The organism is Nocardia bhagyanarayanae (genome assembly GCF_006716565.1).
Taxonomy (GTDB): Bacteria; Actinomycetota; Actinomycetes; order Mycobacteriales; family Mycobacteriaceae; genus Nocardia; species Nocardia bhagyanarayanae.
Genome location: NZ_VFPG01000001.1, coordinates 4,158,688 through 4,183,588, shown reverse-complemented (window position 1 = coordinate 4,183,588; position 24,901 = coordinate 4,158,688). Strand labels below are relative to the sequence as shown.

Sequence of the window (24,901 nt, the reverse complement as noted above, 5' to 3'; positions counted from 1 at the left end):
CGAAAGGCAGGACGATGACCACGATGTCCATCCTGGGCGAGGTGCGACCCGAGCACGACGCGACCGAGGGCGACGATCGCGTGCTGCTGCACTACCTGCGGTCCTACCGTCAGCCGGTGCTGGACGTGTGGTCGGCGTGCACGTCGCGGAGCCAGCTCGAGCGTTGGCTGGGCGCGGTGTCGGGCGGCAACGGCAACTACACGATCGAGCCGGTGGACGGTCCCGTCGCTGGTCCGATCGCGGTCCGTGTCGAGCACTGCGTGGCGCCCCACGAACTCGTCGTGCACATCGACGGCTGCATCGTCGAGCTGCGCCTGACCCAGGTCGGCGTCGTCACCAATCTGGAACTCGTCCGCCGCCACCTCTGTCACCCCGAAGCGAGTTCCGTCGGGCCGCGCTGGCAGTACCTGCTGGACCGGCTCACCGCCTACCTGGAGTACCGGCCGCTGCCGAACTGGGCGGACTATCCGGAACTCGCGGCGGAATACCGCTGAACGACCTGCCGTTCCCCAACGCCGGACCGCTGATTCAGTACCGGTACCACGGACCGTCGTACGGTTCGAAGCGATAGTCGTACTCGCCCTTCGGCTGCGGCGCTCCGTTCGGCATGTAGGCGAAGCCCTTCTTGGTGAGCCAGCCGCGCCCCGTGCTGAACAGGCAACCGCCTTCGTACGGCTCGACGCTGACGACCGTGTACGTGCCATAGCGCGCGCTCGTTTCGGATGGGACGCATTCCGTGGCCGCCCGGTCGAGGCTGCCCTTCGACAGCCACCACCCGAGGTGTGCCGGTAGCTCCCCCCAGAACAGCGCGACCGCGAGAGCGACAACCAGCGGCGCGATCAGGCTCAGTCGCGCGTTGTCGTAGGCGATCAATCCGATCACGCCGCAGACCATCCACAGCACTCCGGCCGTGAGCAGCCCCAACAGTAGAAGCATCGTGCCGTCGTCGCTGTCGCTGTCGGTCACCTCCTGGACGACCAGACCGAGACAGCAGACCGCGGCGAGCCCCGCGGTGCCGAGCGCCGTGACGACCCACCACCGTGGCGCCCCACGCCGCCAATCGATTCCCCCGATTCTCATGAGGCCACAGTACCGACCGCTCGGCCCGGTCGGTGAGCGGACGACATTCCGAAAACCCGGTCGCCACACCGCGACTCACCGAATGCGCGACACGCCAAGGGATCTCATCCTTCCGGAGCACCGCCCCGAATCACTGACGATCGCTGCTGTCCGCGATCACGCCACACGCCGGGGTGTCACCCCGGCGGCCCAGTTGTGCGGAAGGCGGTGCCCGATATGGCCTTGGAATTGATCTTTCCGGTTGCCGCGGCGGTCTCGGCGCTGACGGTGTTCGTGGTGGGCGACCGTCTTCGCCCGGAATCGTGGCGGCAGACCAGCGACGAGGCGTCCGGAACCCTGGTGCTCGACCTCATCAAGACGTTCTTCACCGCTGTCGTCGCGTTCGTCGTGGTGATCTGCTGGCAGCAGTACCAGAACGCGCACAATCACACCGTCGCGGAATCGAAAGCGCTGGTGGACACCTACCTGGCCGCGGAGGGGCTGCCCGACGACGACCGGCAGCGCGTCCAGGGTCTGGTGCGCGCGTACACCGAACAGGTCGTCACCGGGGAGTGGGCGGTGATGGACGCCGAACGCAAGCTGAGTCCGGTCACCCAGGATACTTTCGACACGCTGCGCGCCAGCGTCACCGCGGTGCCCTCGAGCGATACCGCGACGAGCGATACGCGCGCGGCGGCGCTCGCCGGACTCGACCAGGTCGCCCAGTCACGGCACGACCGGGCCGTCGACGCCGACCGCAGCGTCCCTCGATTCCTCTATGTCGCATTGTTTTTCGGCACGGTTCTGCTGCTGCTCAGCCCGGTGCTGTCGGGCCTGCGGGTGACCAGGCGCAGCGTCGCGATGACCGTGCTGCTCGGCGTGGTGGTCGGCGCCGCTGTGCTCGCCATCCACAATCTGGACCGCCCGTTCTCCGGCGGCAACGTCGTCCCGAGGGACGCCTACGAATACGCGCAGTCCCGCTTCGAGCAGATCGGTGATCGATCGGCGAGTTCCGCACCGGCCACGGCGATCGGCGCAGGCGATGTTCCGCACCGGTAGATCGGGTCGCGCCGGCGCGACAGGGAACGATCCCGGCGCGAAAAGGCGTTGCGCGAGGGCAGGACTCGCCATTGTGCCGGTAGCCGCGGCACTGTTGACACAACCGGTCCCGGCGCTCGCCGAGCCGCTGGTGCCGCCCGGCATCGCCACCGGCAGCACAGGCGGAGCGCTTCGCGTCGGCGAACAGCCCGCAGTCGAGCCCGATCAGCCGCTCGTGCCGCTGGGCCTCGGCGCCGGTGGCACCGCGGGCGGATCGCCGATCGGCAGCGGCAGCGCCTCTGCCGGGCCGCTCGCGGCGCCGAGGACCCACTCGGGTAGCGCCATCACGGATCTGACGGCGATCGATACCGGAAGCGCTTACGCCGCAATACCTTTGGCTCTCACGCCGAAGGACTCGCGCGAGTCCGCTGCTGTCGCGGGCGCGCCGGGCCACGAGCCGGAGCCGGTTTCCGGCACGGACACCGACTTGGCCCTCGAACCGGCCGCCACCACCCCCGCGGAAGCCCTCGGCCTCGACGTCGGAAGCGTCCGCACGGCCTGCACCGGCAGCGCGGCGGCGGGCAGCGCGGCACTCGCACTGGGCAGCGCGACAGGAAGTGGTCTGCTCGGTCCCGGCTCGAGCGGGTCCGCTCTGGGCAGCGGTCTGGTGGGCCCCGGTCTCCTCGGCTCCGGCTCGGCGCTCGGCAGCGCCACGGGCAGCGGCCTCGTCGGACCAGGTTCCAGCGGTTCGGCCCTCGGCAGCGCCGCGGGCTCGGCACTCGGTGGCAGCGCACTGCTCACCTGCCTCCTGCTGCTCCCGATGACACCCCCGACGCCCGGCATTCCGCTGCGACTCGAGCCGCCGCTGCCCGCCCCGTCACCGCAGGCCGCGCCCGAACCCCTTCCGGCGCAAGCCCGTACACCGGAGCCCGTGCCGCAGCCGCTCCCCGCGCGACCACCGAAAGCGGCGGATCCGCAGCCCGTCGAACCCACCGTCGACCCGCTCGCCTGGAACCTCCTGGAGCTCATGACGGTCTTGGTGATCACGGTGCTCGCCGCCGTCCGCACCCGGGTCGTCGCGACTCGCGTCCCGAGGCTGCCGGGATGACGTCGCGGTGTCAGACCGGGACGTCGGCGGTGGCCGACGTCAGGTCGGCCAGGTGCGCGGTGATCAGCGCGTTCACCTCGTCGGCGCGCTCGAGCTGGACGAGGTGGCCCGCGTCGGGAATCTTGGTCACCGCGCGCAGGTCCGGCACATACGCGCGTAGGGTGCCCAGCGGATCGCGCCCGCTGAAGCCCTCCATATCCGGATCGCGGTCACCGTAGAGGAAGTACGTGGGCACGCTCACCTCGGCGTCCGCGTAGTCGGCGGTCAGCGTCCAGTTCCGGTCCAGGTTGCGGTACCAGTTGAGGCCGCCGGTGAAGCCGGTGCGCTCGAAATCGGCTGCGAGCGTAGCGAACTCGTCCTCGGACAGCCAGCGCCACGGCAGCGCCGGAGCCTCGGGAAGCACGTCGAGATAGCCGGTGCCCTCGGCGGGGAAACGCCAGGTGTCGAGGTAGTGGTAGTCGGCGCTGAGCGAATAGTAGACGCGGGCGAGGAATTCGCGCGGACGGGCCGCGAGCTCGGCATCCGCGACACCGGGCCGCTGGAAATAGTCCAGGTGCAGGAAATGGCGCGCGGCCGCCTTGGCCCACAGCTCGGAGGGCGCCCGCGGCGGGCGCGGCGCGTAGGGGTTGTTCAGCACGATGACGCCCGCCACCCGCTCGGGTGCGCGCAACGCCAGCTCCCACACCAGCGCGGCGCCGAAATCCAGGCCGACGAACACCGCGCGCTCGGCGCCGATGTCGTCCAACAGGCCGAGAAGATCGCCGATGACGGCGCGATTCGTGTACTCGGCTGGATCATCGGGAGCCTCGGTCCGGCCGTATCCGCGCAGGTCCGGGGCGATGGCGTGATGCCCGGCGGCGGCGACCGCGGCGAGCTGCCGATGCCAGACGAACCAGGTGTGCGGGAAGCCGTGACAGAACACCACGGGATGGCCGCTACCCTGTTCGGCGATGTGCATCCGGATGCCGTTGGTGGTCAAGAACCGATGCGTCAGCTCCACTATCGCCTCCAAATCTAGAACGCGTTCTACAAGTAACGGTAATGTCCGAGAGTCGTGAGCGGAATACCTCGAGAACTCCACGGCCGGGTCGCGGTCGTCACCGGCGCGAGCCGCGGCATCGGCAAGGGCATCGCGCTGGAATTGGGCGCGGCGGGCGCGACGGTCTACGTCACCGGGCGGTCGGCGACGGCGGGCCGACTACCCGGCACCGTGCACGACACCGCGGCCGAGATCGACGCGCTCGGCGGGCAGGGCGTCCCCTTCGTCTGCGATCACCGCGACGACGACGCCGTGCATCGCCTCTTCGAGCGGGTGCGCGCCGAACACGGCCGCCTCGACGTGCTGGTGAACAATGTCTACAACTCCCCCGCCGCGGCCCGCTGGCTCGGCAAACCGTTCTGGGAGGTGCCACCGAGCGCCTGGGACGAGACCTTCGACGTTGGCGTCCGATCCCATTACGCGGCAAGCTTCTACGCCGCGCCACTGCTGATCGGCTCGGGCGGGCTCGTCGTCAACGTCTCGTCGCCGGGAGCCCGGCGTTACATGCACAACGCGGTCTACGGCGTGGCCAAGACCGCGCTGGACCGGCTCACCGCCGACATGGCCAACGAACTCGCCGACACCGAGGTCACCGTGGTCTCGCTGTGGCCGGGGATCGTGGACACCGAACTGCTTCAGCTGGTCCCCGCCGACGCCGAGGGACGCCGCCTGGTCACCCTGCCCGGCGAGGGCACCTTCGATCTCGGCGCCGCGGAGACGCCGCGCTTCCCGGGTCGCGCCGTCGTCGCGCTGGCCGCCGATCCGCGGCGGCGCGCACGCACCGGAATGGCCTGGCGAGTGGCCGATCTCGCCGACCAGTACGGGTTCACCGACGTCGACGGGCGGGTGCCGCGCAACGACTGACCGGAGCGCGGTACCGTCAGGTCACGTGACCAGTTGCGCCGTCGCCGCCCCGCCCACCTCGCTGCGTCCCGCGCTCGCCGCCGCCGCGGGCCTGGCCGCCGCGATGGGCGTCGGGCGTTTCGTCTACACGCCGCTGCTGCCGGTCATGGTCGACGCGCACCGCATCAGCGCGAGCGACGGCGCGGTCATCGCCACCGCCAACTACGCGGGCTATCTGCTCGGCGCGGTACTGCTCGCGCGCAGGCCGCAGGGCAGCAACCCCCGATCCTTCCGCGCGGCCGCCGTAGCCCTCGTCGCGAGCGAGGCGCTGATGGCGGTGCCCGCGCCGACACCGGTCGCCGCCGCGCTGCGGCTGATCGCTGGGGTCGCGAGCGCCGTCGTCTTCGTCGGCTGCGCAGGCGCCATGGCCAGGCACGACGGGTCCGGCCGCGCCGCCGGAATCGCTTTCGGTGGTGTCGGTTTCGGCATCGCGCTGACCGGCGTCCTGGTGCTCGCGGCGCGGCCCGTGCTGTCCTGGCAGGGCATGTGGCTCGGCGCGGCCGCGCTCACCGCGATCCTGCTCGCGCCCGCGCTGCGCCTCGACATCCGTCCCGGCCGAGCCGCGGGACTGGCCGCGGCGGCGCCGAGCCGGGCGTGGCGGGCGCTGCTCCCGGCGTACTTCCTCGAGGGGCTCGGTTACATCGTCATCGGCACCTTCCTGGTGGCCGCGGTGAGCGAGCAGCGCGGTCCGGTGCTCGGCTCCTCGGTGTGGATCGTGGTCGGCGCCGCCGCCGCGCCCGCCACGGTGCTGTGGGCGGCGGCCGCGCGCCGCGTGACACCCGCCCTCGCGCTGCCGATCGCGTTGCTCGCCCAAGCCTTCTCGGCGCTGCTACCGGCGGTGACCGGCGCGACGTGGGCGGTGCTGGTCTCGGCCGCCCTGTTCGGCGCCACCTTCATGGGCATCGTCATGCTCGCCATGCGCGTCGGCGGCGAGCTGTCCGGCGCGGACGCCGCCGCACCGCTCACCGCCGTCTACGGTGCGGGTCAGATGCTCGGCCCGCTGGTCGTCGCGCCGGTGCTCGGCGAGGGTTACCGAGTCGCGTTCGCCATCGCCACGGCGGTGCTCGGCCTGGCCATCGCCGCGGCGCTGGTCGTGACGCGCGAGCGGGCGCGCGCCACGACGCGCCGCGGCGCCGAAATCACTTCCGGGGGAACGGAGTGTTGATCGTCGTGAAGTACTGGGTCGCGGCCAGGACTGCGACGGGGGCGGTCACCAGCAGCTGACCGGCGACGGTGCCGAGCGCGCCGATGGCGACGATGCCGCCGAGGCAGCCCACGGCCGCGGCCGGGATGAACGGACCGAACAGCCCGAGGATGGTCGCCGAGGCAACGGTCGCGCCGACGACACCGCCGAGCACGCAGCCGACGGCCGCGCCGCCGAGCCCGCCGACCAGCGTTCCGATGGTGGCGCCCATCGAGATGGTGGAGGTCATCCGGCTCCACGCCGCCTGCTCGCGCTCGTACTCCGTCTTCCACGGCGCCTGATCCTCGAAGGGCAGCGCGACCGGCCGGTAGACGGCGTGCGCGAGGTCGAAGCGCGGGGTCAGCGTGGCCGAGCGTCCGGCGATCTCGGCGGCGATGGGGAACACGAAATCGTCTACCCGAAAGGACAATTCGGTGCCGGCGAGCACCGTTCCGTCCGCGGCCCTGATCTCGAACTCGCCGTCGTCGACCACCATCGAACCCGAGTCGACGGTGATCACGGCGGACGTTTCGGTGGCGGTCGCGGAAAATCCGACCGCGCCGGATTCCGGCGCCGCGCTCGCCGTTGCCGCGCCGAAAGCGAGCGCGGCGGTCAGTAGCGCGCAGGTCGCGATGGTGCTTCGCATGGAGGTCTCCTCTGTTCGTCGGGTCGGCGCCCGGCGCGCCGACGTCGGCGAGAAGACCGTCCCGTCGCGGCGCGCCCTGGACGCGGTCGATGGCGGGACATGATTCGCGCGATCGGCGTTTCCTATCGCCCGCCGCGACGCCCGCCCCGCCGCCCGACACTCGACAGGTCTCGGTGCGAGAGGAGGATCCGGATGGCCCGGCTGCAGATCGACGCGGTGACGAAACGTTTCGGCGCTACCGACGCGGTGCGCGAGGTGTCCCTGGACATCGCCGACGGCGAATTCATGGTGCTGCTCGGTCCGAGCGGCTGCGGCAAGTCGACGCTACTGCGGCTGATCGCCGGACTGGAGACGCCGACCTCCGGACGCGTCCTGCTCGACGGCCGCGATATCACCGGATCGGCGCCGCAGCAGCGGGATCTGGCCATGGTCTTCCAGAGCTACGCGCTGTACCCGCATCTCACGGTCGAACGCAATATCGCGTTCCCGCTGCGGGCCAGGCGCCGGTCCCGCGCCGAGATCGCCGAGCGGGTGGCGGAGGTCGCCGCGGCACTGGAGCTGACGCCCCTGCTGCGGCGGCGCCCCGCCGCGCTCTCGGGCGGTCAGCGGCAACGAGTCGCGTTGGCGCGCGCCATGGTTCGAGATCCGGGGGCCTTCCTCATGGACGAGCCGCTGTCGAACCTGGACGCGAAGTTGCGCAGCGCGACGCGCGCCGAACTCATCGCGCTGCACCGCAGGCTCGGCGCGACCTTCCTGTACGTCACGCACGACCAGGTGGAGGCGATGACGATGGCCACCCGCATCGCGCTGTTCGAGGACGGCAGGCTGGCGCAGGTCGGCCCGCCCGAGGAGCTCTACGACCGGCCCCGCTCGACGTTCGTCGCGGGGTTCCTCGGCGCACCGCCCATGAATCTGCTGTCCGCCACCGTCACCGAGCGCGACGGTCGACTGCGTGTGGTCGCGGAGGGGCTCGACGGCGCGCTCGGCATCGCGGGCGCGCACGGTGACGTCGCGGTCACCGTGGGCGTCCGCCCGGAGCGGTTACGTGTGGTCGCGGAGCGGGGCGCGCTGCGCGGCCGCGTGACGATGGTCGAGAACCTCGGCAGCGAGGAGTTGCTGCACGTGGACCTCGGCGGACAGTCGGTCTGCGCGCGCGTCGCCCGGCCCGCCGCGGTCCGCCCCGGGGATGCCGTCGAACTCGACGCCGCGCCCGCCGATCTGCACCTCTTCGATCCGGACTCCGGGCTGCGGCTGAGTTGGCGAGAGCCACAACCTCTTTCGACCACCGAGACCACCGCGCTGTCGGCGGTCTGACGCGACGAACACCGAACACGAGGAGCGACCCGTGAAACGCATGATCTCCGCCCTGGGCATCGCCCTGGCGACCACCCTGGCGGCCGGCGCCTGCGGCGGACTCGGGAGTACGGCGTCCGACGCGCCGTCGCCTATCGGTCCCGTCCCGGAACTGGCGCCGGATCAACAGGTCTCGATCGTCTTCGAGTCCTACAACTACGGCATGGCGGGTGCGTGGACCGACACCTTCGACGCGCTGCTGACCGAATTCCGCGCCGCGCACCCGAACATCTCGGTGACGGCGCAGAAACCGCAGGGCAACAGCCCGAATCCGGCCACCGACACCATCTCCAGCATCCAGAACCAGCTCGTGGCGGGAGCGCCGCCGGACGTGGCTCAGCTGGGTTTCAGCGATCTGGATTTCACCGTCAACGCATTGCGCGCCAAACCGCTCGACGCGCTGGTCGGCAGGGACGCGGTGCGGCGGAACTTCGACGGCGCCGAGCACGGCTACGCGCCGCGTGCGCGCACCCTCGCCGACTGGAACGGTCAGACCTACGGCGTCCCGTTCGTCTTCTCCACGCCCGTGTTGTATTACAACGCCACGCTTTTCGCGCAGGCCGGGCTCGACCCGGACCGCCCGCCCACGACCTGGCGGCAGGTGGCCGAGGCGGCCGAGGCGATCACCGCGGCGACCGGCAAGGACGGCGTGTACATCGATTGCCTGACCAAGACGGCCAAGGACTGGTGCTTCCAGTCGCTGGTGCGGTCCAACGGCGGCCGGGTGCTCACCGAGGACCGGCGCACCCTCACCTACGCGGAGGATGCCGCGGTCGAGGTGACGAAGATGGCGCAGGACCTGGTCCGCGGCGGCGCCATGCCCGCGCTGAACCAGAAGCAGGGGTACGAGGCGTTCGGCCGCGGCGAGATCGGCATGATTCTGGAGACCAGCGCGATCCAGGGGCAGTTCGTGAAGGGCGCGCAGGATCGCTGGGATCTGCGTTCGGCCCCGATGCCGAGCTTCGGCGACAAGCCGACCGTGCCAACGAATTCCGGTGCCTCCCTGTACATTCTGTCCGACGACCCGGCCAAGCAGCGCGCGGCATGGCAGCTGATCGAATTCCTCACCAGCGAGCGCGCCTACGTCCGTATCGCGCAGGGCATCGGGTATCTGCCACTGCGCACCGGCCTGCTCGACGACGAGGACGGCCTGCGGGACTGGGCGCGCCGCAATCCGCTGCTCGCGCCGAACGTCGCCCAGCTGGCGACGATGGAGCCGTGGATCTCCATGCCGGGCAACAACTATCTCCAGATCCGTGACGGCATGATGGACGCGGTCGAGGCCGTCGTCTTCCACGGCGCCGATCCGAAGTCCACCCTGACGGCCGCGCAGGAGCAGGGCCGCAAACTGCTCCCGGTCGCATGAACGCCGTCACGGTCGTCCAGCTCACCGATCTGCACCTGCGTGCGGAGGGTGAGCTGGTGCACGGCACGGTCGACACGTTCGCGACTGTGCGCCGGACCCTGTCCCAGCTGGTCGCCGCGGGCCGTCCGATCGACGCGCTGGTGCTCTCCGGCGACCTCGCCGACAACGGCGCACCCGAGGCGTACCAGCGGTTGCGCGCGGTGGTCGCGCCCGCGGCCGCCGCGCTCGGCGCCGAAATCGTCTACGCCATGGGCAATCACGACGAGCGTGTCGCGTTCGCCGCGGGGCTGCTCGATCGGACCGTGGATCCCGAGACCACGATCGATCATGTCATGCGGGTGCGTGGGTTGCGAATCATCGTGTTGGACAGCACCGTTCCCGGCCGGCACCACGGCGGGCTGACCGGACCGCAGCTCGACTGGCTGGCATCCGAGCTGAGCGCGCCCGCGCCGCGCGGAACGCTGCTGGTGTTGCACCACCCGCCGATTCCCTCTCCCGTCGCCGGTCCCGACCTGCTGCGCCTGCACCGGCCGGAACTGCTGGCCGAGGCGGTCCGCGGTTCCGACGTCCAGATGATCGTGTGCGGCCACAACCACGCGACAGCGGCCGGTGCGCTGGCGGGCGTTCCGGTGTGGATCGGCCCCGCGCTGGCGTATCGGGTCGACCCGTTCGCGCCCGCGGGCAGGCACCGCGGCTTCGCCGGGTCCGGTTTCAGTCGTATCGATGTGATGGACTCCGGCACGGTGGCGACGGCGGTGGAGACCACTCCGGCGCCGTCGGTCTACGACCGCGACGAGCGGGAGGTGCTCGATCAGCTCGCGGCGCTCGGCGCCGGGCGAGGGTGAGGCGATGTTCGTCGTCGAGTCGCCGTCGGCAGCTCCGGCGGTCGATCAGCCGCCGGTCCGCCGCCGGTCCCGGGAAAAGATCCGCACCGCAACGCGTTTCGCCGTCCCCTATCTGTATCTGCTGCCCGCCCTGGTGCTGCTCGTCGTGTGGACCTACCATCCGCTGGTGCAGGCGGTCGAATTGTCCACGTACTCCTGGAATCTCCTGCCCACCTCCCCGATGCGGCCGGTGGGCACGGCCAACTACGAGCGGCTGGTCGAGCTGCCCGCCTTCCGGGATTCGCTGGCGCGCACGGTGTTGCTGATCGCGGGACTGCTGCCGTTCACGGTCCTGCTGCCGCTGGCGCTCGCCATGACCGCCCGGCGGGTCGGGGTCCGGGCGCGCACGGTCTACCAGGCGCTGGTCTTCCTGCCGTTCCTCGTCGCCCCGGTCGCGGCGGCGGCGGTCTGGCGCTGGCTGCTGCATCCCGGCGGCGGTGCGATCGACCGGATGCTCGGTTCGGGGCACAATTGGGTCTACGACGCCGCGACCGCGCACCCGGTGATCATCGTCATCACCGGGTGGCAGCTGCTCGGCTTCGCGACGCTCGTGGTCTCGGCGGGATTGGCGGGCATCGATCCGGACTACACGGAAGCCGCTCAGGTCGACGGCGCGAGTCCGCGGCAGATCCGCCGGTGGATCACCATGCCACTGCTGTCGCCGACGCTGCTGTTCCTGGTCCTCACCACCGTCCTGCTCACGCCGACGCTGACTTTCCCGCTCATCGACTCGATGACCCAGGGTGGTCCGGCGCAGGCCACCACGAATGTCTATTACCTGCTGTGGGATTACGCCTTCCACAGTTTCGACGCCGGGCTCGGCGCGGCGGCGGGCGTGCTGCTGTTCACCGGTTTCGCCGCCGTCGCGGGATCGCTGGTGTGGCTATCGGAAAGGCTTGCTTATCACGATGATTGAGCGTCTGCGCGGCGTCGGCCGCCATCTGCTGCTCGGCGGCATCGCGACGGTCTGCGCGTTCCCGGTGTACTGGTTGTTCGCGACGGCGCTGCGCCGACCGGCCGACGTGATGTCACTTTCGCCCATCCCGTGGCCGCTCTCGCTGGACAGCTACGCCGACGCGGCCGAGAAGGTCGATCTGGCGGGGCTTTTCGTCAACACCGCCGCGGTGGCGCTGTGCTCGGCGGCGGCGCAATTGCTCGTCGCGCTGCTCGCCTCCTACGCCTTCGCCATGTACTCCTTCCCGTTCCAGCGGGTGCTGTATCTGGCGTTCGTCGGCACCTGGCTGGTGCCCTTCCAGGTGACCATGCTGCCGAACTATGTGCTGCTCAACCGTTTCGGGCTCATCGACACGTTGATCGGTGTGGTGCTGCCGACGCTGTGCTCCGCGCTTGCGGTGCTGCTGCTGCGCCAGCACATGGCGAGCTTCCCAGCCGAGCTGGTCGCCGCGGCGAAGCTGGACGGCCGTTCGTCGTGGTCGATCCTGTGGACCGTCGTGGTGCCGAATCTGCGGCCCGCACTGGCAGCGCTCGGCATCCTGTTGTTCGTCAACGCGTGGAACGAGTACTTCTGGCCGGCGGTCGTGCTGCGCCGCTCCAACGGCGTGCTGCAACTGGGCCTGCGCAGCTTCATGGGCACCGAGGGAGAGGACTGGGGACCGATGATGGCGGTGGCGAGCCTCGCCTGTCTGCCGGTGCTGCTGCTGTATCTGGTGTTGCAGCGCCAGATCACGAACGCGTTCGTACGCTCCGGGCTGAAATGAGCTAGACCGGCACCGTCTGCGATGCCTCGATCGCGTCGAGGAACAGTCCCACCGCGGGGTTGGTCTCCTCGGCGCGCCACACCGCGAACAGATCGAGGGTCGGCACCGGATCGAGCAGCTTGACCGCCACGGCGCTGCTGTCGGGGCCGCCCATGTTCATCGACTGTGCCCTCGGCAGCGAGGCGAATCCGACGAACGGCCGCACCGAGACCATGTGCGCGGTCGCGCCGGGATCGTCGGCGGTCTGCGCCACATCGAGACCGATCCGGTTGTCGGCGGCCGCACGAAAGATCGAGTCGTACATCGCCGGGCACTGCTCACGGGCGAAGAGCACGCACCGCTGCTCGGCGAGTTCCGCGAACCGGACCCCCGAGCGCCCCGCCCAGCGGTGCGTCCGCCCCACCACGGCCACCAGCGGAATGCGTTGCAGCAATGGGCGATAGCGGAACGCGGCGGTGTGCGGATGGCCGTAAACCAGGCCGACGTCGAGCGTCCCGTCGCTCAGCGCGGCCAGCTGCGGACCGGTGCGCTTCTCCCACAGCGAGACCGTGACATCCGGGTGGTCGCGCGCCATCCTCGCCAGCGCGTCGGGCAGCACGTGCCTGCTCGCGGGCAGGTTGTATCCCACATTCAGGCTGCCGGAATGCCCCGCGGCGGCGGCTTTGGTGACCTCGGCGGCGCGATCCAGTTGCGCGACGATCAGCCGGGCCTGTCCCTCGAACTCGCGTCCGGCCGGTGTCAGCTTCACTTCGTGCGAGTTCCGGGACACCAGTTGCACGCCGAGGGATTTCTCCAGTTTCCGCAGTTGCGCGCTGAGGCTCGGCTGGGTCAGATGCAGCCGCTGCGCGGCGCGACCGAAGTGCAGTTCCTCGGCGAGCGCGAGGAACGACATCAGATGCCGGAGTTCCATACCGACTCCTTCCCGTGCTCGTCACGCTAACGGTGTCGAGTAACGGGAAGTGAATCGCGCGCCAACGTTCGCGGCAGGCCCGATGACCGGGCCGTTGCCCGCTCAGGCGAACTTGATCTCCAGGCCGATGCCGAGGATGGCGATGACCCAGATGAGGCCGGTGAAGATCGTCACGCGGTCGAGGTTCTTCTCGACGACGGTGGAGCCGGACAGGCTCGACTGCACGCCGCCGCCGAACAGGCTGGACAGGCCTCCACCCTTGGCGCGGTGCAGCAGCACCAGCAGCACCAGCAGCACGCTGGTGACGATCAGGAGGATATCCAGGAACATCCGCATGGCGACCATCCTATGGGGTGCGCGGATCCCGCGCCTAATGGGGCTCGGCGGTGATCGACGCGGCCGGGATGCAGGGCCGCGTCATCGACGGTCCATCGCGACCAGATGGGTGATCTGATCCTCGCCCGCGTCGAACTCCGCCACCGCGTGCTCGCGGATCCGGTCCTGCGCGGTGAGCCGCACCTGATGCTGCTGCATGTGCTCGGCCCAGGAGCGCACCACGAAGGCCTCGACGTACCGATCGACCACGCCGACGTCGCGATACAGCCGCCATTCCATCGCCCCCGTGCGCTGGCGTGAGCGGCCGACGTACGCCATCGCGCCGAGGAATTCCTCGACCTTGTCCTCCGGCACGTCGTAGCCGCGCAACACCAGCACGGGCCCGTCGTCGGGCTCCGGTTCGACCACCAGCTGCGGCTCCGGCCAGAACGCCGACGGGGTGAGATCGAGTTCCTCGGCGTTGTGCCGGATCGGCAGCCACACGCTGCTCACCGCGCTTGCGGCCAGCAGCGCCGCGGCGACGAGCAGCGCGGTGACCGGGGCGAGCGCACCGGCGACCAACCCCCAGAGCAGCGAGCCGATGGCTTGCCCGCCCATGAAGACCAGCATGTAGACCGAGAGCCCGCGGGCGCGCACCCAGGCGGGCAGCAGCAGCTGCATGGTGGAGTTCATCGTCGACATGGCCAGCAGCCAGGCCAGACCCGCGCCGACGAGCAGCACCAGCACCACGGCCACGTTGTGCAGCAGTGCCGCGCCCGCCGAGGCGATGCCGAACAGCACGGCGGCCGCGGTCAGCCGCTGCGTGGGCGTCAGCAGCGCGCGGATCCGCGACAGGCCGAAGGCGCCGAGCACGGCGCCGACGCCGAGCGCGCCGAGCATCAGGCCGTAGCCCGAGGAGGACAGGCCGAGCGAGTCCCGCGCGATCACCGGAAGCAGCGCCCACAGCGCGCTGGCGGGGGCGATGAACAGGATGGACCGCAGCAGCACCCGCCGGATCGCGGGCGCGGCGCGGATGAACCTGGTGCCGGCCTGGAGTGCCGCCAGCGGTCGCTCGGTGGGCAGCTGCCGGTCGGTGACCGGCCTGCGCCACACGGTCAGCACGGCGACGATCCCGGCGAAGGACACCGCGTTGAGCGCGAACACCAGCGTGGGCCCGGACAGCGAGACCAGCACGCCCGCGACCGCGGGTCCCACCGCGCGGCCGATGTTGATGTTCATGCTGCCCAGTGCCGCGACGGACGGAATCTGTTCGCGCGGTACCAGTTCCGGCTGGATCGCCTGCCACGCGGGCGCGGTGAGCGCCTGTCCGCAACCGAGCAGGAACAGCAGGGTGAGCAACACCGCGGGCGTGGTGTGGCCCGTCGCGGTGGAGATCGCCAGCAGCGTGGCCAGCACCGCCATCGTGGACTGCGCGCCCAGCAGCAGGCGGCGGCGGTCGACCAGGTCGGCGAGCACGCCGGAGGGTATGGACAGCAGCATGACCGGCAGCGTGATCGCGGTCTGCACGAACGACACCAGCGTCGCCGCGTTCGGCTCGTCCACCAGAATCCACTGCGCGCCGACCGTCTGCATCCACGTGCCGAGATTGGACACCAGCTGCGCGATCCACAGCGCCCGATAGATCGGCGACCGCAGCGGCGCCCAAGTGGAGAGGGGGGTCGTCGCGTCGGCGGTGGTCACTCGGCACAGCATATCGCCGAGCGCCGGCCCCGCTCCGCCAATACGTCGGCGGCCGACGCCGCCTGGTCACCGCAGCCGGCGCGGTCCGGCTCTCGCCGACACCACCATTCGCATCGAGGAACTGTCGTCCTACGGCACAGCGCAGCCCCGGACTACGCGAGTCCGGGGCCGTGGGACCCAACACCCGCGGATTCGATGCGCGCCACGGTTTCGGCTCCCGGCGGGTAGCGACGGACGTCGATCAGCCATTCGCGGCGCAGCTCCGGGAGAACGATTTGTGTGGCGTCCCATGCGTCGACTGGGACGCCGCGCCAATCCATCGCCGCCTCGTCGGGCCCGGACGCGGGACCGTCCGATCGTCCCGCCGCCGCGAGCAGGGCCATCGTCTCCCCCAGGTAGTCGTTCCAGCGGGCGTAGGACGTCGTCAGTGTCGCCGAGGGCGGAACGGTCAACCGCAGCAGGCACACGCCGTGCGCCCATTGGTCGTCGCCGAGCAGCAGGTCCGCGGTCGTGCGCACCCGGCTGGGGCGCAGCGCCCGCCCCGGCCAGCACCAGACCGGCGGAGCGCCGCCGCAGGCGATGCCGTTGCGCTCCATCTGCGCCACCATGGCGCGATAGGCGGGCCGCCAATTCACGATCACCCGCTCCCACGACGCCCGATACCGCCCCCGGTCCCGCAGCGCCGCAACGACTTCCGGCGCCTGCAAGGTCCAGACTCGCACCCACACCCTCCCCGCATCGTCGACTCCGAGCGGCTCGGCGATCACGTCGCCCGGTCAATGGAATTGTGCCCATCCCGCCGGAAAAGCCGAAGTCGATTTCGGCGGCGGCCCCGCTGAAGCGGGCAATCGCCGGCCCCGGACGCCGCGTGAAGGGCCGACCGGCCGGAATGGGTTGCCGCGCTGCGGGACGGGATCTCGGTAGCATCGCGCGCATGCCGTCCTCACTCGTGCGCTTGGTTCCGGTGTTGCTGCTCGCCTTCGGTGTCGCCGCCTGCGGGAACGGAGACGAGAGCGGGCCGAGTGAGCCGGAGGCGACGCCGATGGGGCGGACCTTCCTGTCGACCGAGGTGGAAGGCGCGCCGATTCCGGGTGGCGGGCCGCTCAGCTTGCGGTTCGCCGACGGCATCGTGACCGCCTACGCGGGGTGCAACACCATTTCCGGAGCGGTGACGCTGACCGAGCACGTGCTGCGGGTGGACGAACTCGCGAGCACGCTGATCGGCTGTCCCGGCGACCTCGCGGACGCGGATCAGTGGGTGGATACCCTGCTGACCTCCGCGCCGACCTGGCAGCTCGAAGGCGACACCCTGACGTTGAAGAACAACGAGCAGACCGTCACGCTGCTGGACAAGAAGGTCGCGCAGCCGGACAAACCGTTGCGCGGCACCACGTGGGTGGTGAACGGGCTGATCACGCCGGACGCGCAGATCCAGTCCCAAGCCATCGTCGACGCGAAGCCGACGCTGGTGATCGCCGAGGACGGCTCGGTCTCCGGTTCCGCGGGCTGCAACCGGCTGACCGGAACGGCGACCGTCGAACCGAGCCAGGACGCCGCGAACGTCACCTTTCAGGTGGCCACCACCAAGATGATGTGCCCGCCCGAGGTGATGGAGGTCGAGGCCGCGGTGCTGCGGGTGCTCGACGGCCAGACCACCGCCACCATCGACGCCGACGTGCTCACCCTGCGCAACGCGAACGGGCACGGCCTGACCCTGACGGCCCGGTAGTCACTTCCTGGTGAGAATCACCCGGTCGGCGATCATCTCCGCCTCGCCCGGCGGGGTGAAGTAGAGCTCCATCACGACCCGGTCCGCCGATTCCAGGCGAATCGTGGTGCGCATCGGAATCGTCTTGCCGACGAAGCGTTCGCCGAGCACGCCCGGGTCGGTGAACTCGCCGAGCACGGTGATTTCGGTGTCGCTGCCGCCGCTGTCCTTGGCGCCCTTGTAGGTCATCATCATCGGTGTCACGCTGTCCACGGTCGACCACTCGTACCGGTTGTCGGTCGGCGAGTAGCCGAGGGTGCCCTGCCGGTAGTAGGGCCGGTCGCCGAAATCGCCCGTGGCGACCTCGCGGAGGAAGTTGTTGCCGGTCTCGGCGATCCACTGCCACCGGGAGACGATCTCGGTCCGGAGCGGCTTGTCCGGCGTGCCGCCCGCGACGTAGGTCGACTTGTCACCGCGCCATTCGCCGACCAACTGGTTCAGCCTGCGATGGCCCGGGTCCTGGGTGCTCGGGTCGATGGTCGCCGCGGACGTCGTCGGCGACGCGGCCGCGGTGCTGGTCGTATCGTCGGAACACCCGGCGCCGAGCGCGGCGACGGCGACCAACGCGAGGGAACTCAGGGCACGGGAAAGAGTGGAGCGCACGGAAATCCTTGTCGGCCTTGGTGATCGGAATCAGCCCATCATCACACAAGGCGCCGTGCCATCATCCGGCGCGCGGTTTCGCCTTGAACGAAACAGGCGCCGCCGAAACGGAAGCGGCCCGGTATCGCACGCGCGATACCGGGCCGTTCATGCGGCGTCAAAGCGACGCCGTCGACCAACTCAGGGCAGCGGACCGCCCGCGGCGATCGCCGAGAGCGTGGCGAACTCGTCACCCTTAAGCGACGCGCCGCCGACCAACGCACCGTCGATGTCGGGCTGAGCGACCAGCTCGCCGACATTCTTGGCATTGACCGAACCGCCGTAGAGCACCCGCACCTCCATGGCGACCTCGGGCGAGGCCAGCTCGCCGAGCTCGGCGCGGATGGCGCCGCACACCTCCTGCGCGTCGGCGGGGGTGGCGACCTTGCCGGTGCCGATGGCCCAGACCGGCTCGTAGGCGATGACGACCTTCGAGATCTCCTCGGCCGTCAGGCCTTTCAGCGAACCGCGCAGCTGCTCGAGGTTGTACTCGACGTGCGTGCCCGCCTCCCGGACGTTCAGCCCCTCGCCGATGCAGACGATCGGCGTGATGCCGTGCTTCAGCGCCTGCTTGGCCTTGGCGAGCACGGTGGCGTCGTCCTCGTTGTGGTACTGCCGCCGCTCCGAGTGTCCGACCACCGCGAAGGTGCAGCCGAGCTTGGCGAGCATGCCGCCGCTGATCTCACCGGTGTAGGCGCCCGAGTCGTACATGGAGACGTCCTGCGCACCGTAGGTGATCAGCAGCTTGTCACCCTCGACGAGGGTCTGCACGCTGCGGATGTCGGTGAACGGCGGGATGACCGCCACGTCCACCTTGGCGAAGTACTTCTCCGGCAGCGCGAAGGCGATCTTCTGCACCAGGGCGATGGCCTCGAGGTGGTTGAGGTTCATCTTCCAGTTGCCCGCGATGAGCGGTTTACGTGCCATGGATCAGTCCTCCAACACGCTGATGCCGGGGAGTTCCTTGCCCTCCAGGTACTCCAGCGACGCGCCGCCGCCGGTGGAGATGTGCGAGAAACCGTCCTCGGGCAGGCCGAGCGCGCGCACGGCCGCGGCCGAGTCGCCGCCGCCGACCACGGTGAACGCACCCTTGCCGGTCGCGGTGACGATGGCCTCGGCGACCCCGCGGGTGCCCGCGGCGAAGTTCGCGAACTCGAACACGCCCATCGGGCCGTTCCAGAACACCGTCTTCGCCTCGGTGAGCAGCGCCGTGAACCGGTCGACCGACTCCGGGCCCACGTCGAGACCCATCCAGCCTTCGGGGATCTCGTTGGCGGGCACGATCTTGGAGTCGGCGTCGGCCGCGAACTTGTCCGCCACCACGATGTCGCGCGGCAGGTGGATGACGTCGCCGAAGCGCTCGAGCAGGCCCTTGCAGGTCTCGATCATCTCTTCCTGCAGCAGCGAGGAGCCCACCGAAAGGCCCTGTGCGGCAAGGAAGGTGAAGCACATGCCGCCGCCGATCACCAGGGTGTCGACCTTCGGCGCCAGCGCTTCGATGACCGCCAGCTTGTCGGAGACCTTGGAACCGCCGAGCACGACCGCGTACGGCCGCTCGGGGTTCTCGGTCAGCTTGGCCAGCACGTCGACCTCGGCGGCGACCAGCGTGCCCGCGTAGTGCGGAAGCAGCTTGGCCACGTCGTAGACCGACGCCTGCTTGCGGTGCACGACGCCGAAGCCGTCGGAGACGAACGCGCCGTCCTCGCCGACCAGCTCGACGAGCGCCGCGGCGAGCTTGCCGCGCTCGGCGTCGTCCTTGCTGGTCTCGCGGGGATCGAAGCGCACGTTCTCCAGCAGCAGCACGTCGCCGTCGGTGAGGCCTTCCGAGCGCGAGAGCGCGTCGTAGCCCACCACGTCACCGGCCAGCTGGACGTTGCGGCCGAGCAGCTCGGCCAGCTTCGCGGCGACCGGAGCCAGCGAGAACTTCGAGTCCGGCTCGCCCTTGGGACGGCCCAGGTGCGCGGTGACGACGACCTTGGCGCCGGCCTGTACCAGCGCCTCGATGGTCGGCACCGACGCGATGATGCGGCCGGGGTCGGTGATCTCGCCGTTGTCGTCGAGGGGGACGTTCAGGTCGGAGCGCACCAGCACGCCCCGGCCCTCGACGCCTTCGTTCAGGAGATCCTGGAGTGTCTTGACTGCCATGCCGGTCAGAGGGACTTGCCGACGAGGCCGATGAGGTCGGCGAGGCGGTTGGAGTAGCCCCACTCGTTGTCGTACCAGGACACGACCTTCACCTGATCGTCGATGACCTTGGTCAGCGGCGCGTCGTAGATCGACGAGTGCGGGTCGGTGACGATGTCGCTGGACACGATCGGGTCGGTGTTGTACTTCAGGATGCCCTTCAGCGGGCCCTCGGCGGCCGCCTTGTACGCGGCGTTGATCTCGTCGACGGTGGCCGACTTGCGCAGGGTCGCGGTCAGGTCGGTGACCGAGCCGGTCGGGACCGGAACGCGCAGCGCGTAGCCGTCCAGCTTGCCCTGCAGTTCGGGCAGCACCAGGCCGATGGCCTTGGCGGCGCCGGTGCCGGTGGGCACGATGTTCAGCGCGGCGGCGCGGGCGCGGCGCAGGTCGCTGTGCGGGCCGTCCTGCAGGTTCTGGTCCTGGGTGTAGGCGTGGATCGTGGTCATCAGGCCACGCTCGATGCCGAACTCGTCGTTGAGGACCTTGGCCAGCGGGCCGAGGCAGTTGGTGGTGCAGGACGCGTTGGAGATGATGTTCTGGCTGCCGTCGTACTGGCTGTCGTTGACACCCATGACCACGGTCAGGTCCTCACCCTTGGCCGGGGCGGAGATGACGACCTTCTTGGCGCCCGCCGCCAGGTGGCCCTTGGCCTTGGTGGCGTCGGTGAAGATGCCGGTGGACTCGACGACCACGTCGACGCCCAGGTCGCCCCAGGGCAGGGCCGCCGGGCCTTCCTTGATGGCCAGGGCCTTGATCCGCTGGTCGCCGACCACGATGGTGTCCTCGCCGTCCAGCGAGACATCCTGCGGCAGACGGCCGAGGATCGAGTCGTACTTCAGCAGCGTGGCCAGGGTCGCGTTGTCGGTGAGGTCGTTGACCGCGACGATCTCGATATCGGTGGTGCCGAGCGCCTTCTGCGCCTCCACCGCCCGGAAGAAGTTACGTCCGATACGACCGAAGCCGTTGATGCCTACCCGGACTGTCACGTTATCGCTCCTCAGCTTTCAAGCGGATTCATTCCGATGCCTTACTCACACTAGTGCCCTGTGGTCACCTCTCCGACACGCACCTGGCATGGTGAGGACCGCCCGAGGGCCGTGACCGGTCACGATCCGGCGCCCGACGGCCCAGCACCGGGCCACGTCGCAGCCGATACGAACGACTTCCGCCGGGCGTGCCGTCCAGAGCCGATCATCGACAAGCCCCCTCGACGGAATACCGCGTGTCGCGAAAGCGCAGCGCCGCAAAGCCTTTCGCCATCGAGCCACCCGAAAACGCGCCGACGCCCCCGTCCCGCACCGGCCGAGGTGGCCGACGGGCGACCGCTCGGGCGGGGCCGAATATTCGCTGGCGAATCCCGCGTGGCGCGGCAGGATGGATCGAGTGCGTACCGAACAGTCGTCTCAGCCCGCTCCCCCGACCGTGCGATCGGCGACGCCCGCGGACATCCCTCGTGCCACCCGGACCTTGGGCCGGGCCTTCGCCGACTACGCGTGGACCCGCCACACCATCGACGCTCGCGACCACGAGCAGCGGGTTCGCGGCATGCAGGAACTCTTCCTGACCCACATCGGCCTGCCACACGGCCGGGTCTGGATCGCCGACGAGGGCGCGGCCGTCGCGGTCTGGACCACGCCGGCCACCGACGCCGGCCCGGCCTTCGCCGAACTCGCGCCTCGGTTCGCCGACCTCGCCGGCGATCGCGCTGCGGCATATGCCGCAGCGGACGCCGCGCTCGCGCCGCACCGCCCGGTCGAACCCGTCTGGTTCCTCGGCACCGTCGGCGTCGACCCGGACAGTCAGGGCCGCGGGCTCGGCGGCGCGGTGATCCGGCCCGGTCTCGCGGCCGCCGATCGCGCTGGCGTGCCCGCTTTCCTGGAGACCTCCGAGAAACGCAACGTCGGCTTCTACGAGCGGCTGGGCTTCCGCGTCACCGCGACCGTGGACCTGCCGGACGGCGGCCCCACGACTTGGGCCATGCTTCGCGATCCCGGCGCGTGAACTCCGCGCGGACGAAGAGCTCCCTCGGACACCTGAGAACACGCAACACGCCCCGAGCGCCGGAGGTCGGCGCTCGGGGCGTGTGGTGAACCGAAGGCCGTCAGGCCTCGTCGAGAAGCTCTGCGGTCACGGCGGATTCGGTGTCGGGCACGCCGAGTTCCTTGGCGCGCCGGTCCGCCATCGACAGCAGACGCCGAATGCGGCCCGCCACAGCGTCTTTCGTCATCGGCGGGTCGGCGAGCTGGCCGAGTTCCTCCAGCGACGCCTGGCGGTGCTGCACGCGCAGCTTGCCCGCCGCGGCCAGGTGATCGGGCACTTCGTCGCCGAGGATCTCCAGCGCGCGCTCCACCCGGGCGGCCGCGGCGACGGCGGCCCGCGCCGAGCGGCGCAGGTTGGCGTCGTCGAAGTTGGCCAGCCGGTTGGCGGTGGCGCGCACTTCGCGGCGCATCCGGCGCTCCTCCCAGGTCAGCCGGGTGTCCTGGGCGCCCATCCTGGTCAGCAGCGCGCCGATGGCCTCGCCGTCGCGCACCACGACGCGATCGGTGCCACGCACCTCGCGCGCCTTGGCCGTGATGCCGAGCCTGCGGGCCGCGCCGACCAGCGCCAGCGCCGCCTCCGGGCCGGGGCAGCTGACCTCGAGCGCGGACGAGCGACCGGGCTCGGTGAGCGAGCCGTGCGCGAGAAACGCTCCGCGCCAAGCGGCTTCGGCGTCGGCGATGCTGCCGCCGACCACCTGGGCCGGCAGTCCGCGCACCGGACGGCCGCGCACGTCGAGCAGGCCGGTCTGCCTGGCCAGCGCCTCGCCTTCCTTGGACACCCGCACGACGTAGCGGGAGGTCTTGCGCAAACCGCCCGCGCCGAGCACGTGCACGTCGGAGCCGTAGCCGTACAGCTCGAAGATCTCCCGGCGTAGCCGTCGGGCGATGGATCCCATGTCCACCTCGGCCTCGACGATCACCCGGCCCCCGACGATGTGCAGGCCACCCGCGAAACGCAACAGGGCGGAGAGTTCCGCCTTGCGGGAACTCACCTGGGACACCGTGAGCCTGCTCAGCTCGTCTTTCACTTCGGCTGTCATCGCCACGAGACGCGCTCCTTTCCACCCAACCCGGACCGCACATCCGCGCCCATGTGCCGTCCCTCGACTCGAAGCCCTGCCATTTGCGGCCGAGGTTGCCGGATCATCTGATCCAGGGCGGCGGCAAGCTTTCCGGGGTGATGCCGGTCAGTTCCCGCTTCGGCGACATCGGAGAAGGTTACTCGCGCCCGCAACTGTTCGGCAGCCCTGGCCACATGTTCGCGTTCCCGGCCCTCCGGCACCGAGCCGGAATCGACCAACACCTCGTCGACGACGAATTCCGGTGCGTGCTGGGACAATACATGCAGATGACGCTCGGCGGAGAAACCGGCCGTTTCCCCCGGTTCGGCGGCCAGGTTGAGCACGAGCACCTTCCGCGCCCTGGTGTAGACCAGCGCGTCGCGCAGTTCCGGCACGAGGACGTGCGGAATCACGCTGGTGAACCACGAGCCCGGCCCGAGCACCACCACGTCGGCGTGTTCGATGGCCGAGGTCGCCTCCGGGCTGGCGGGCGGATCGGACGGGATCAGCCGCACCCGCCGCACCTTGCCCGGCGTCGTGGCGACCGCGACCTGGCCGCGGATGCAGCGGCTGACCCGCGGGTCCGCTTCCAGACCCGAGACATCGGCCTCGATGTCGAGCGCGATCGGCGACATCGGGAGCACCCGGCCGCTGGCGCGCAACATCTTGGCCACCTCGTCCAGCGCCGCGACGGGATCACCGAGCACCTCGGTGAGCCCCGCGAGAACGAGGTTCCCCACGGAATGGCCCGCGAGCGCGCCGGTGCCGCCGAAACGATGCTGAACGGTCTGCGTCCACACGCCTTCGGGGTCCGCGGCCAGGGCCGCCAGCGCCATGCGCAGATCCCCCGGCGGCAGCACCCCCAGCTCGGCGCGCAGCCGGCCCGAGGACCCGCCGTCGTCGGCGACGGTCACCACCGCGCAGATCTTCCTGGTCAGCCGCCGCACCGCCGTCAGCGTCGCGTACAACCCGTGCCCACCACCCAGTGCGACGATGGCGGGATTCGATTCCCACCCGGTCATTCGCGCCCCAGATCCCGGTGCACGACCCGCACGACGTCGGCGGAGCCGTCGGACTCCGGCCCGATGAGTTCGCCCAGCGCCTCGGCGATCGCCACGCTGCGGTGCTTGCCCCCCGTGCAGCCCACTGCCACCGTCATGTATCGCTTCCCCTCTTGGCGGTAACCATTCGTCGTCAGGTCGACGAGGTGGCGGCAGGTGTGCAGGTAGTCGGTCGCCCCGGGGCGCGACAGCACGTACTCGCTGACCACCGTCTCCTGTCCCGTGTGTTCCCGCAGTTCCGGTATCCAATGTGGATTGGGTAGAAAACGCACATCCAACACCATGTCGGCGTCCAACGGAACCCCGTACTTGAAGCCGAAGGACTGCACGGTCAGCTGCAACGCGGCGGGCGCGCCGCCGCCGTACGCCTCCTCCAGCTTGCGGTGCAGCTGGTGGATGGACAACTCGGTGGTGTCGATCACCAGGTCGGCGGCCGTCTTCACCGCCGAGAGGCGCACCCGCTCAGCGGCGATGCCCGCGGACAGCGTGCCGTCCGCGCTCTCGCTCTGCAGCGGGTGGCGGCGGCGGGCGAACCCGAAGCGGCGGATCAGCACGTCGTCGGAGGCCTCGAGGAAGAGCACCCTGGTCCGCACGCCGAGCGCGCGCAGCTGTTCGGTGACGACCGAGAGATCGCCGGTGAAGAACCTGCTGCGCACGTCCATGACCAGCGCCAAGCGCCGGATCGGCGGCTCGGCGGACGCGCCGAGTTCGACGAGTCTGCCGATCAGCTCGGGCGGCAGGTTGTCGGCGACGTACCAGCCGAGATCCTCCAGCACCCGCGCGGCGGTGCCGCGGCCCGCGCCGGACAGGCCGGTCACGATGACGACCTCGACCTGCTGACGCAGCTGGTTGCCCGCGCGCTGGCCGCCCGCACTGTTGTTCGATTCGACGCGTGTCATGTCCTACCGGAATCCGTGTCTAGG

At 70.3% G+C, this 24,901-nt stretch carries 26 protein-coding genes; 12 read left to right on the top strand and 14 right to left on the bottom strand.

The features are described 5' to 3' along the window. Positions 1 to 14 precede the first annotated feature (14 nt). Positions 15 to 494 carry an SRPBCC family protein gene (locus FB390_RS17915; protein ID WP_141809958.1) on the top strand — a complete coding sequence of 160 codons (480 nt, stop codon included), beginning with the start codon at positions 15 to 17 and terminating at the stop codon, positions 492 to 494. 34 nt (positions 495 to 528) lie between these two features. On the opposite strand, the gene FB390_RS17910 is transcribed toward FB390_RS17915, so the two are convergent. Further along, on the bottom strand, positions 529 to 1,080 hold the full coding sequence (locus tag FB390_RS17910) for a hypothetical protein (RefSeq protein ID WP_141809957.1): 552 nt from the start codon (positions 1,078 to 1,080) through the stop codon (positions 529 to 531). Positions 1,081 to 1,296: 216 nt separating this feature from the next. Here FB390_RS17910 and FB390_RS17905 point away from each other — a divergent pair, with 216 nt between their 5' ends. Together FB390_RS17905 and FB390_RS17900 are read left to right on the top strand one after the other, a co-directional pair. After that, positions 1,297 to 2,118 (top strand): bestrophin-like domain, encoded by an 822-nt coding sequence (locus FB390_RS17905; RefSeq protein ID WP_141809956.1) that lies wholly within the window; start codon positions 1,297 to 1,299, stop codon positions 2,116 to 2,118. 73 nt (positions 2,119 to 2,191) lie between these two features. Then, the gene (locus tag FB390_RS17900) at positions 2,192 to 3,205 is read left to right on the top strand and encodes a hypothetical protein (protein WP_141809955.1); all 1,014 of its coding nucleotides are present in this window, start codon (positions 2,192 to 2,194) and stop codon (positions 3,203 to 3,205) included. A gap of 10 nt (positions 3,206 to 3,215) precedes the next feature. Here FB390_RS17900 and FB390_RS17895 read toward each other — a convergent pair whose 3' ends face one another. Further along, the gene (locus FB390_RS17895) at positions 3,216 to 4,208 is read right to left on the bottom strand and encodes an alpha/beta fold hydrolase (protein WP_425465911.1); all 993 of its coding nucleotides are present in this window, start codon (positions 4,206 to 4,208) and stop codon (positions 3,216 to 3,218) included. A gap of 51 nt (positions 4,209 to 4,259) precedes the next feature. Here FB390_RS17895 and FB390_RS17890 point away from each other — a divergent pair, with 51 nt between their 5' ends. Beyond that, a complete protein-coding gene (locus tag FB390_RS17890) occupies positions 4,260 to 5,108 on the top strand; it encodes an SDR family NAD(P)-dependent oxidoreductase (protein ID WP_141809954.1) in 849 nt (282 codons plus the stop codon). A 25-nt stretch (positions 5,109 to 5,133) separates the two neighbouring features. After that, the gene (locus tag FB390_RS17885) at positions 5,134 to 6,312 is read left to right on the top strand and encodes a YbfB/YjiJ family MFS transporter (protein WP_342780412.1); all 1,179 of its coding nucleotides are present in this window, start codon (positions 5,134 to 5,136) and stop codon (positions 6,310 to 6,312) included. Here FB390_RS17885 and FB390_RS17880 read toward each other — a convergent pair. After that, entirely contained in the window at positions 6,287 to 6,976 is a 690-nt protein-coding gene (locus FB390_RS17880) for a DUF8020 domain-containing protein (protein WP_141809953.1), read from the bottom strand. The two genes, FB390_RS17885 and FB390_RS17880, sit on opposite strands and share 26 nt — an antisense overlap. A 192-nt stretch (positions 6,977 to 7,168) precedes the next feature. Between FB390_RS17880 and FB390_RS17875 the strand changes: the two genes are divergently transcribed. Genes FB390_RS17875 through FB390_RS17855 form a run of 5 tightly spaced genes read left to right on the top strand, consistent with a single transcriptional unit; the run spans position 7,169 to position 12,297 of the window. After that, on the top strand, positions 7,169 to 8,290 hold the full coding sequence (locus FB390_RS17875) for an ABC transporter ATP-binding protein (protein ID WP_141809952.1): 1,122 nt from the start codon (positions 7,169 to 7,171) through the stop codon (positions 8,288 to 8,290). 40 nt (positions 8,291 to 8,330) lie between these two features. Then, positions 8,331 to 9,695: an ABC transporter substrate-binding protein gene (locus FB390_RS17870; protein WP_141811858.1), complete on the top strand. Its 1,365-nt coding sequence runs from the start codon at positions 8,331 to 8,333 to the stop codon at positions 9,693 to 9,695. Then, positions 9,692 to 10,540, top strand: coding sequence for a metallophosphoesterase (locus tag FB390_RS17865; RefSeq protein ID WP_141809951.1), 849 nt, complete (start codon positions 9,692 to 9,694; stop codon positions 10,538 to 10,540). Before FB390_RS17870 ends, FB390_RS17865 begins: the two co-directional genes overlap by 4 nt. Positions 10,541 to 10,544: 4 nt before the next feature. Then, positions 10,545 to 11,495, top strand: a complete 951-nt coding sequence (locus FB390_RS17860; protein WP_141809950.1) for a carbohydrate ABC transporter permease — start codon at positions 10,545 to 10,547, stop codon at positions 11,493 to 11,495. Continuing rightward, a complete protein-coding gene (locus FB390_RS17855; RefSeq protein WP_141809949.1) occupies positions 11,488 to 12,297 on the top strand; it encodes a carbohydrate ABC transporter permease in 810 nt (269 codons plus the stop codon). Before FB390_RS17860 ends, FB390_RS17855 begins: the two co-directional genes overlap by 8 nt. Before the next feature lies 1 nt (position 12,298). Here the strand turns inward: FB390_RS17855 and FB390_RS17850 are convergent, their stop codons facing one another. From FB390_RS17850 to FB390_RS17835, 4 genes are all read right to left on the bottom strand, one after another. Next, complete coding sequence (locus FB390_RS17850; protein ID WP_141809948.1) at positions 12,299 to 13,207, bottom strand: LysR family transcriptional regulator; 909 nt, start codon at positions 13,205 to 13,207, stop codon at positions 12,299 to 12,301. A gap of 102 nt (positions 13,208 to 13,309) precedes the next feature. Then, positions 13,310 to 13,543: a preprotein translocase subunit SecG gene (gene secG / locus FB390_RS17845; RefSeq protein ID WP_141809947.1), complete on the bottom strand. Its 234-nt coding sequence runs from the start codon at positions 13,541 to 13,543 to the stop codon at positions 13,310 to 13,312. A gap of 81 nt (positions 13,544 to 13,624) precedes the next feature. After that, a complete protein-coding gene (locus tag FB390_RS17840; RefSeq protein ID WP_141809946.1) occupies positions 13,625 to 15,235 on the bottom strand; it encodes an MFS transporter in 1,611 nt (536 codons plus the stop codon). A 140-nt stretch (positions 15,236 to 15,375) separates the two neighbouring features. Next, positions 15,376 to 15,945, bottom strand: coding sequence for a DUF3841 domain-containing protein (locus FB390_RS17835; RefSeq protein WP_246124078.1), 570 nt, complete (start codon positions 15,943 to 15,945; stop codon positions 15,376 to 15,378). A gap of 212 nt (positions 15,946 to 16,157) precedes the next feature. On the opposite strand from FB390_RS17835, the gene FB390_RS17830 reads away from it, so the two are divergent. Continuing rightward, complete coding sequence (locus FB390_RS17830) at positions 16,158 to 16,952, top strand: META domain-containing protein (protein ID WP_141809945.1); 795 nt, start codon at positions 16,158 to 16,160, stop codon at positions 16,950 to 16,952. Here FB390_RS17830 and FB390_RS17825 read toward each other — a convergent pair whose 3' ends face one another. From FB390_RS17825 to gap, 4 genes are all read right to left on the bottom strand, one after another. Next, entirely contained in the window at positions 16,953 to 17,594 is a 642-nt protein-coding gene (locus FB390_RS17825) for a DUF1579 family protein (RefSeq protein WP_185757071.1), read from the bottom strand. Between the two features lie 180 nt (positions 17,595 to 17,774). After that, the gene (tpiA, locus tag FB390_RS17820; RefSeq protein WP_097244446.1) at positions 17,775 to 18,560 is read right to left on the bottom strand and encodes a triose-phosphate isomerase; all 786 of its coding nucleotides are present in this window, start codon (positions 18,558 to 18,560) and stop codon (positions 17,775 to 17,777) included. 3 nt (positions 18,561 to 18,563) lie between these two features. After that, on the bottom strand, positions 18,564 to 19,778 hold the full coding sequence (locus FB390_RS17815) for a phosphoglycerate kinase (protein ID WP_141809943.1): 1,215 nt from the start codon (positions 19,776 to 19,778) through the stop codon (positions 18,564 to 18,566). Positions 19,779 to 19,783: 5 nt separating this feature from the next. Continuing rightward, complete coding sequence (gap, locus tag FB390_RS17810) at positions 19,784 to 20,803, bottom strand: type I glyceraldehyde-3-phosphate dehydrogenase (protein ID WP_141809942.1); 1,020 nt, start codon at positions 20,801 to 20,803, stop codon at positions 19,784 to 19,786. Between the two features lie 388 nt (positions 20,804 to 21,191). On the opposite strand from gap, the gene FB390_RS17805 reads away from it, so the two are divergent. Next, the gene (locus FB390_RS17805) at positions 21,192 to 21,818 is read left to right on the top strand and encodes a GNAT family N-acetyltransferase (RefSeq protein WP_141809941.1); all 627 of its coding nucleotides are present in this window, start codon (positions 21,192 to 21,194) and stop codon (positions 21,816 to 21,818) included. Positions 21,819 to 21,918: 100 nt separating this feature from the next. On the opposite strand, the gene whiA is transcribed toward FB390_RS17805, so the two are convergent. The 3 genes from whiA to rapZ are packed head-to-tail and all read right to left on the bottom strand — an operon-like array spanning position 21,919 to position 24,877. After that, positions 21,919 to 22,896, bottom strand: coding sequence for a DNA-binding protein WhiA (gene whiA, locus FB390_RS17800; protein WP_174555562.1), 978 nt, complete (start codon positions 22,894 to 22,896; stop codon positions 21,919 to 21,921). After that, complete coding sequence (locus FB390_RS17795) at positions 22,893 to 23,939, bottom strand: gluconeogenesis factor YvcK family protein (RefSeq protein WP_141809940.1); 1,047 nt, start codon at positions 23,937 to 23,939, stop codon at positions 22,893 to 22,895. Before FB390_RS17795 ends, whiA begins: the two co-directional genes overlap by 4 nt. Continuing rightward, positions 23,936 to 24,877, bottom strand: a complete 942-nt coding sequence (gene rapZ, locus FB390_RS17790) for an RNase adapter RapZ (RefSeq protein ID WP_246124077.1) — start codon at positions 24,875 to 24,877, stop codon at positions 23,936 to 23,938. The genes FB390_RS17795 and rapZ overlap by 4 nt, the downstream gene beginning before the upstream one ends. Positions 24,878 to 24,901: the final 24 nt, after the last annotated feature.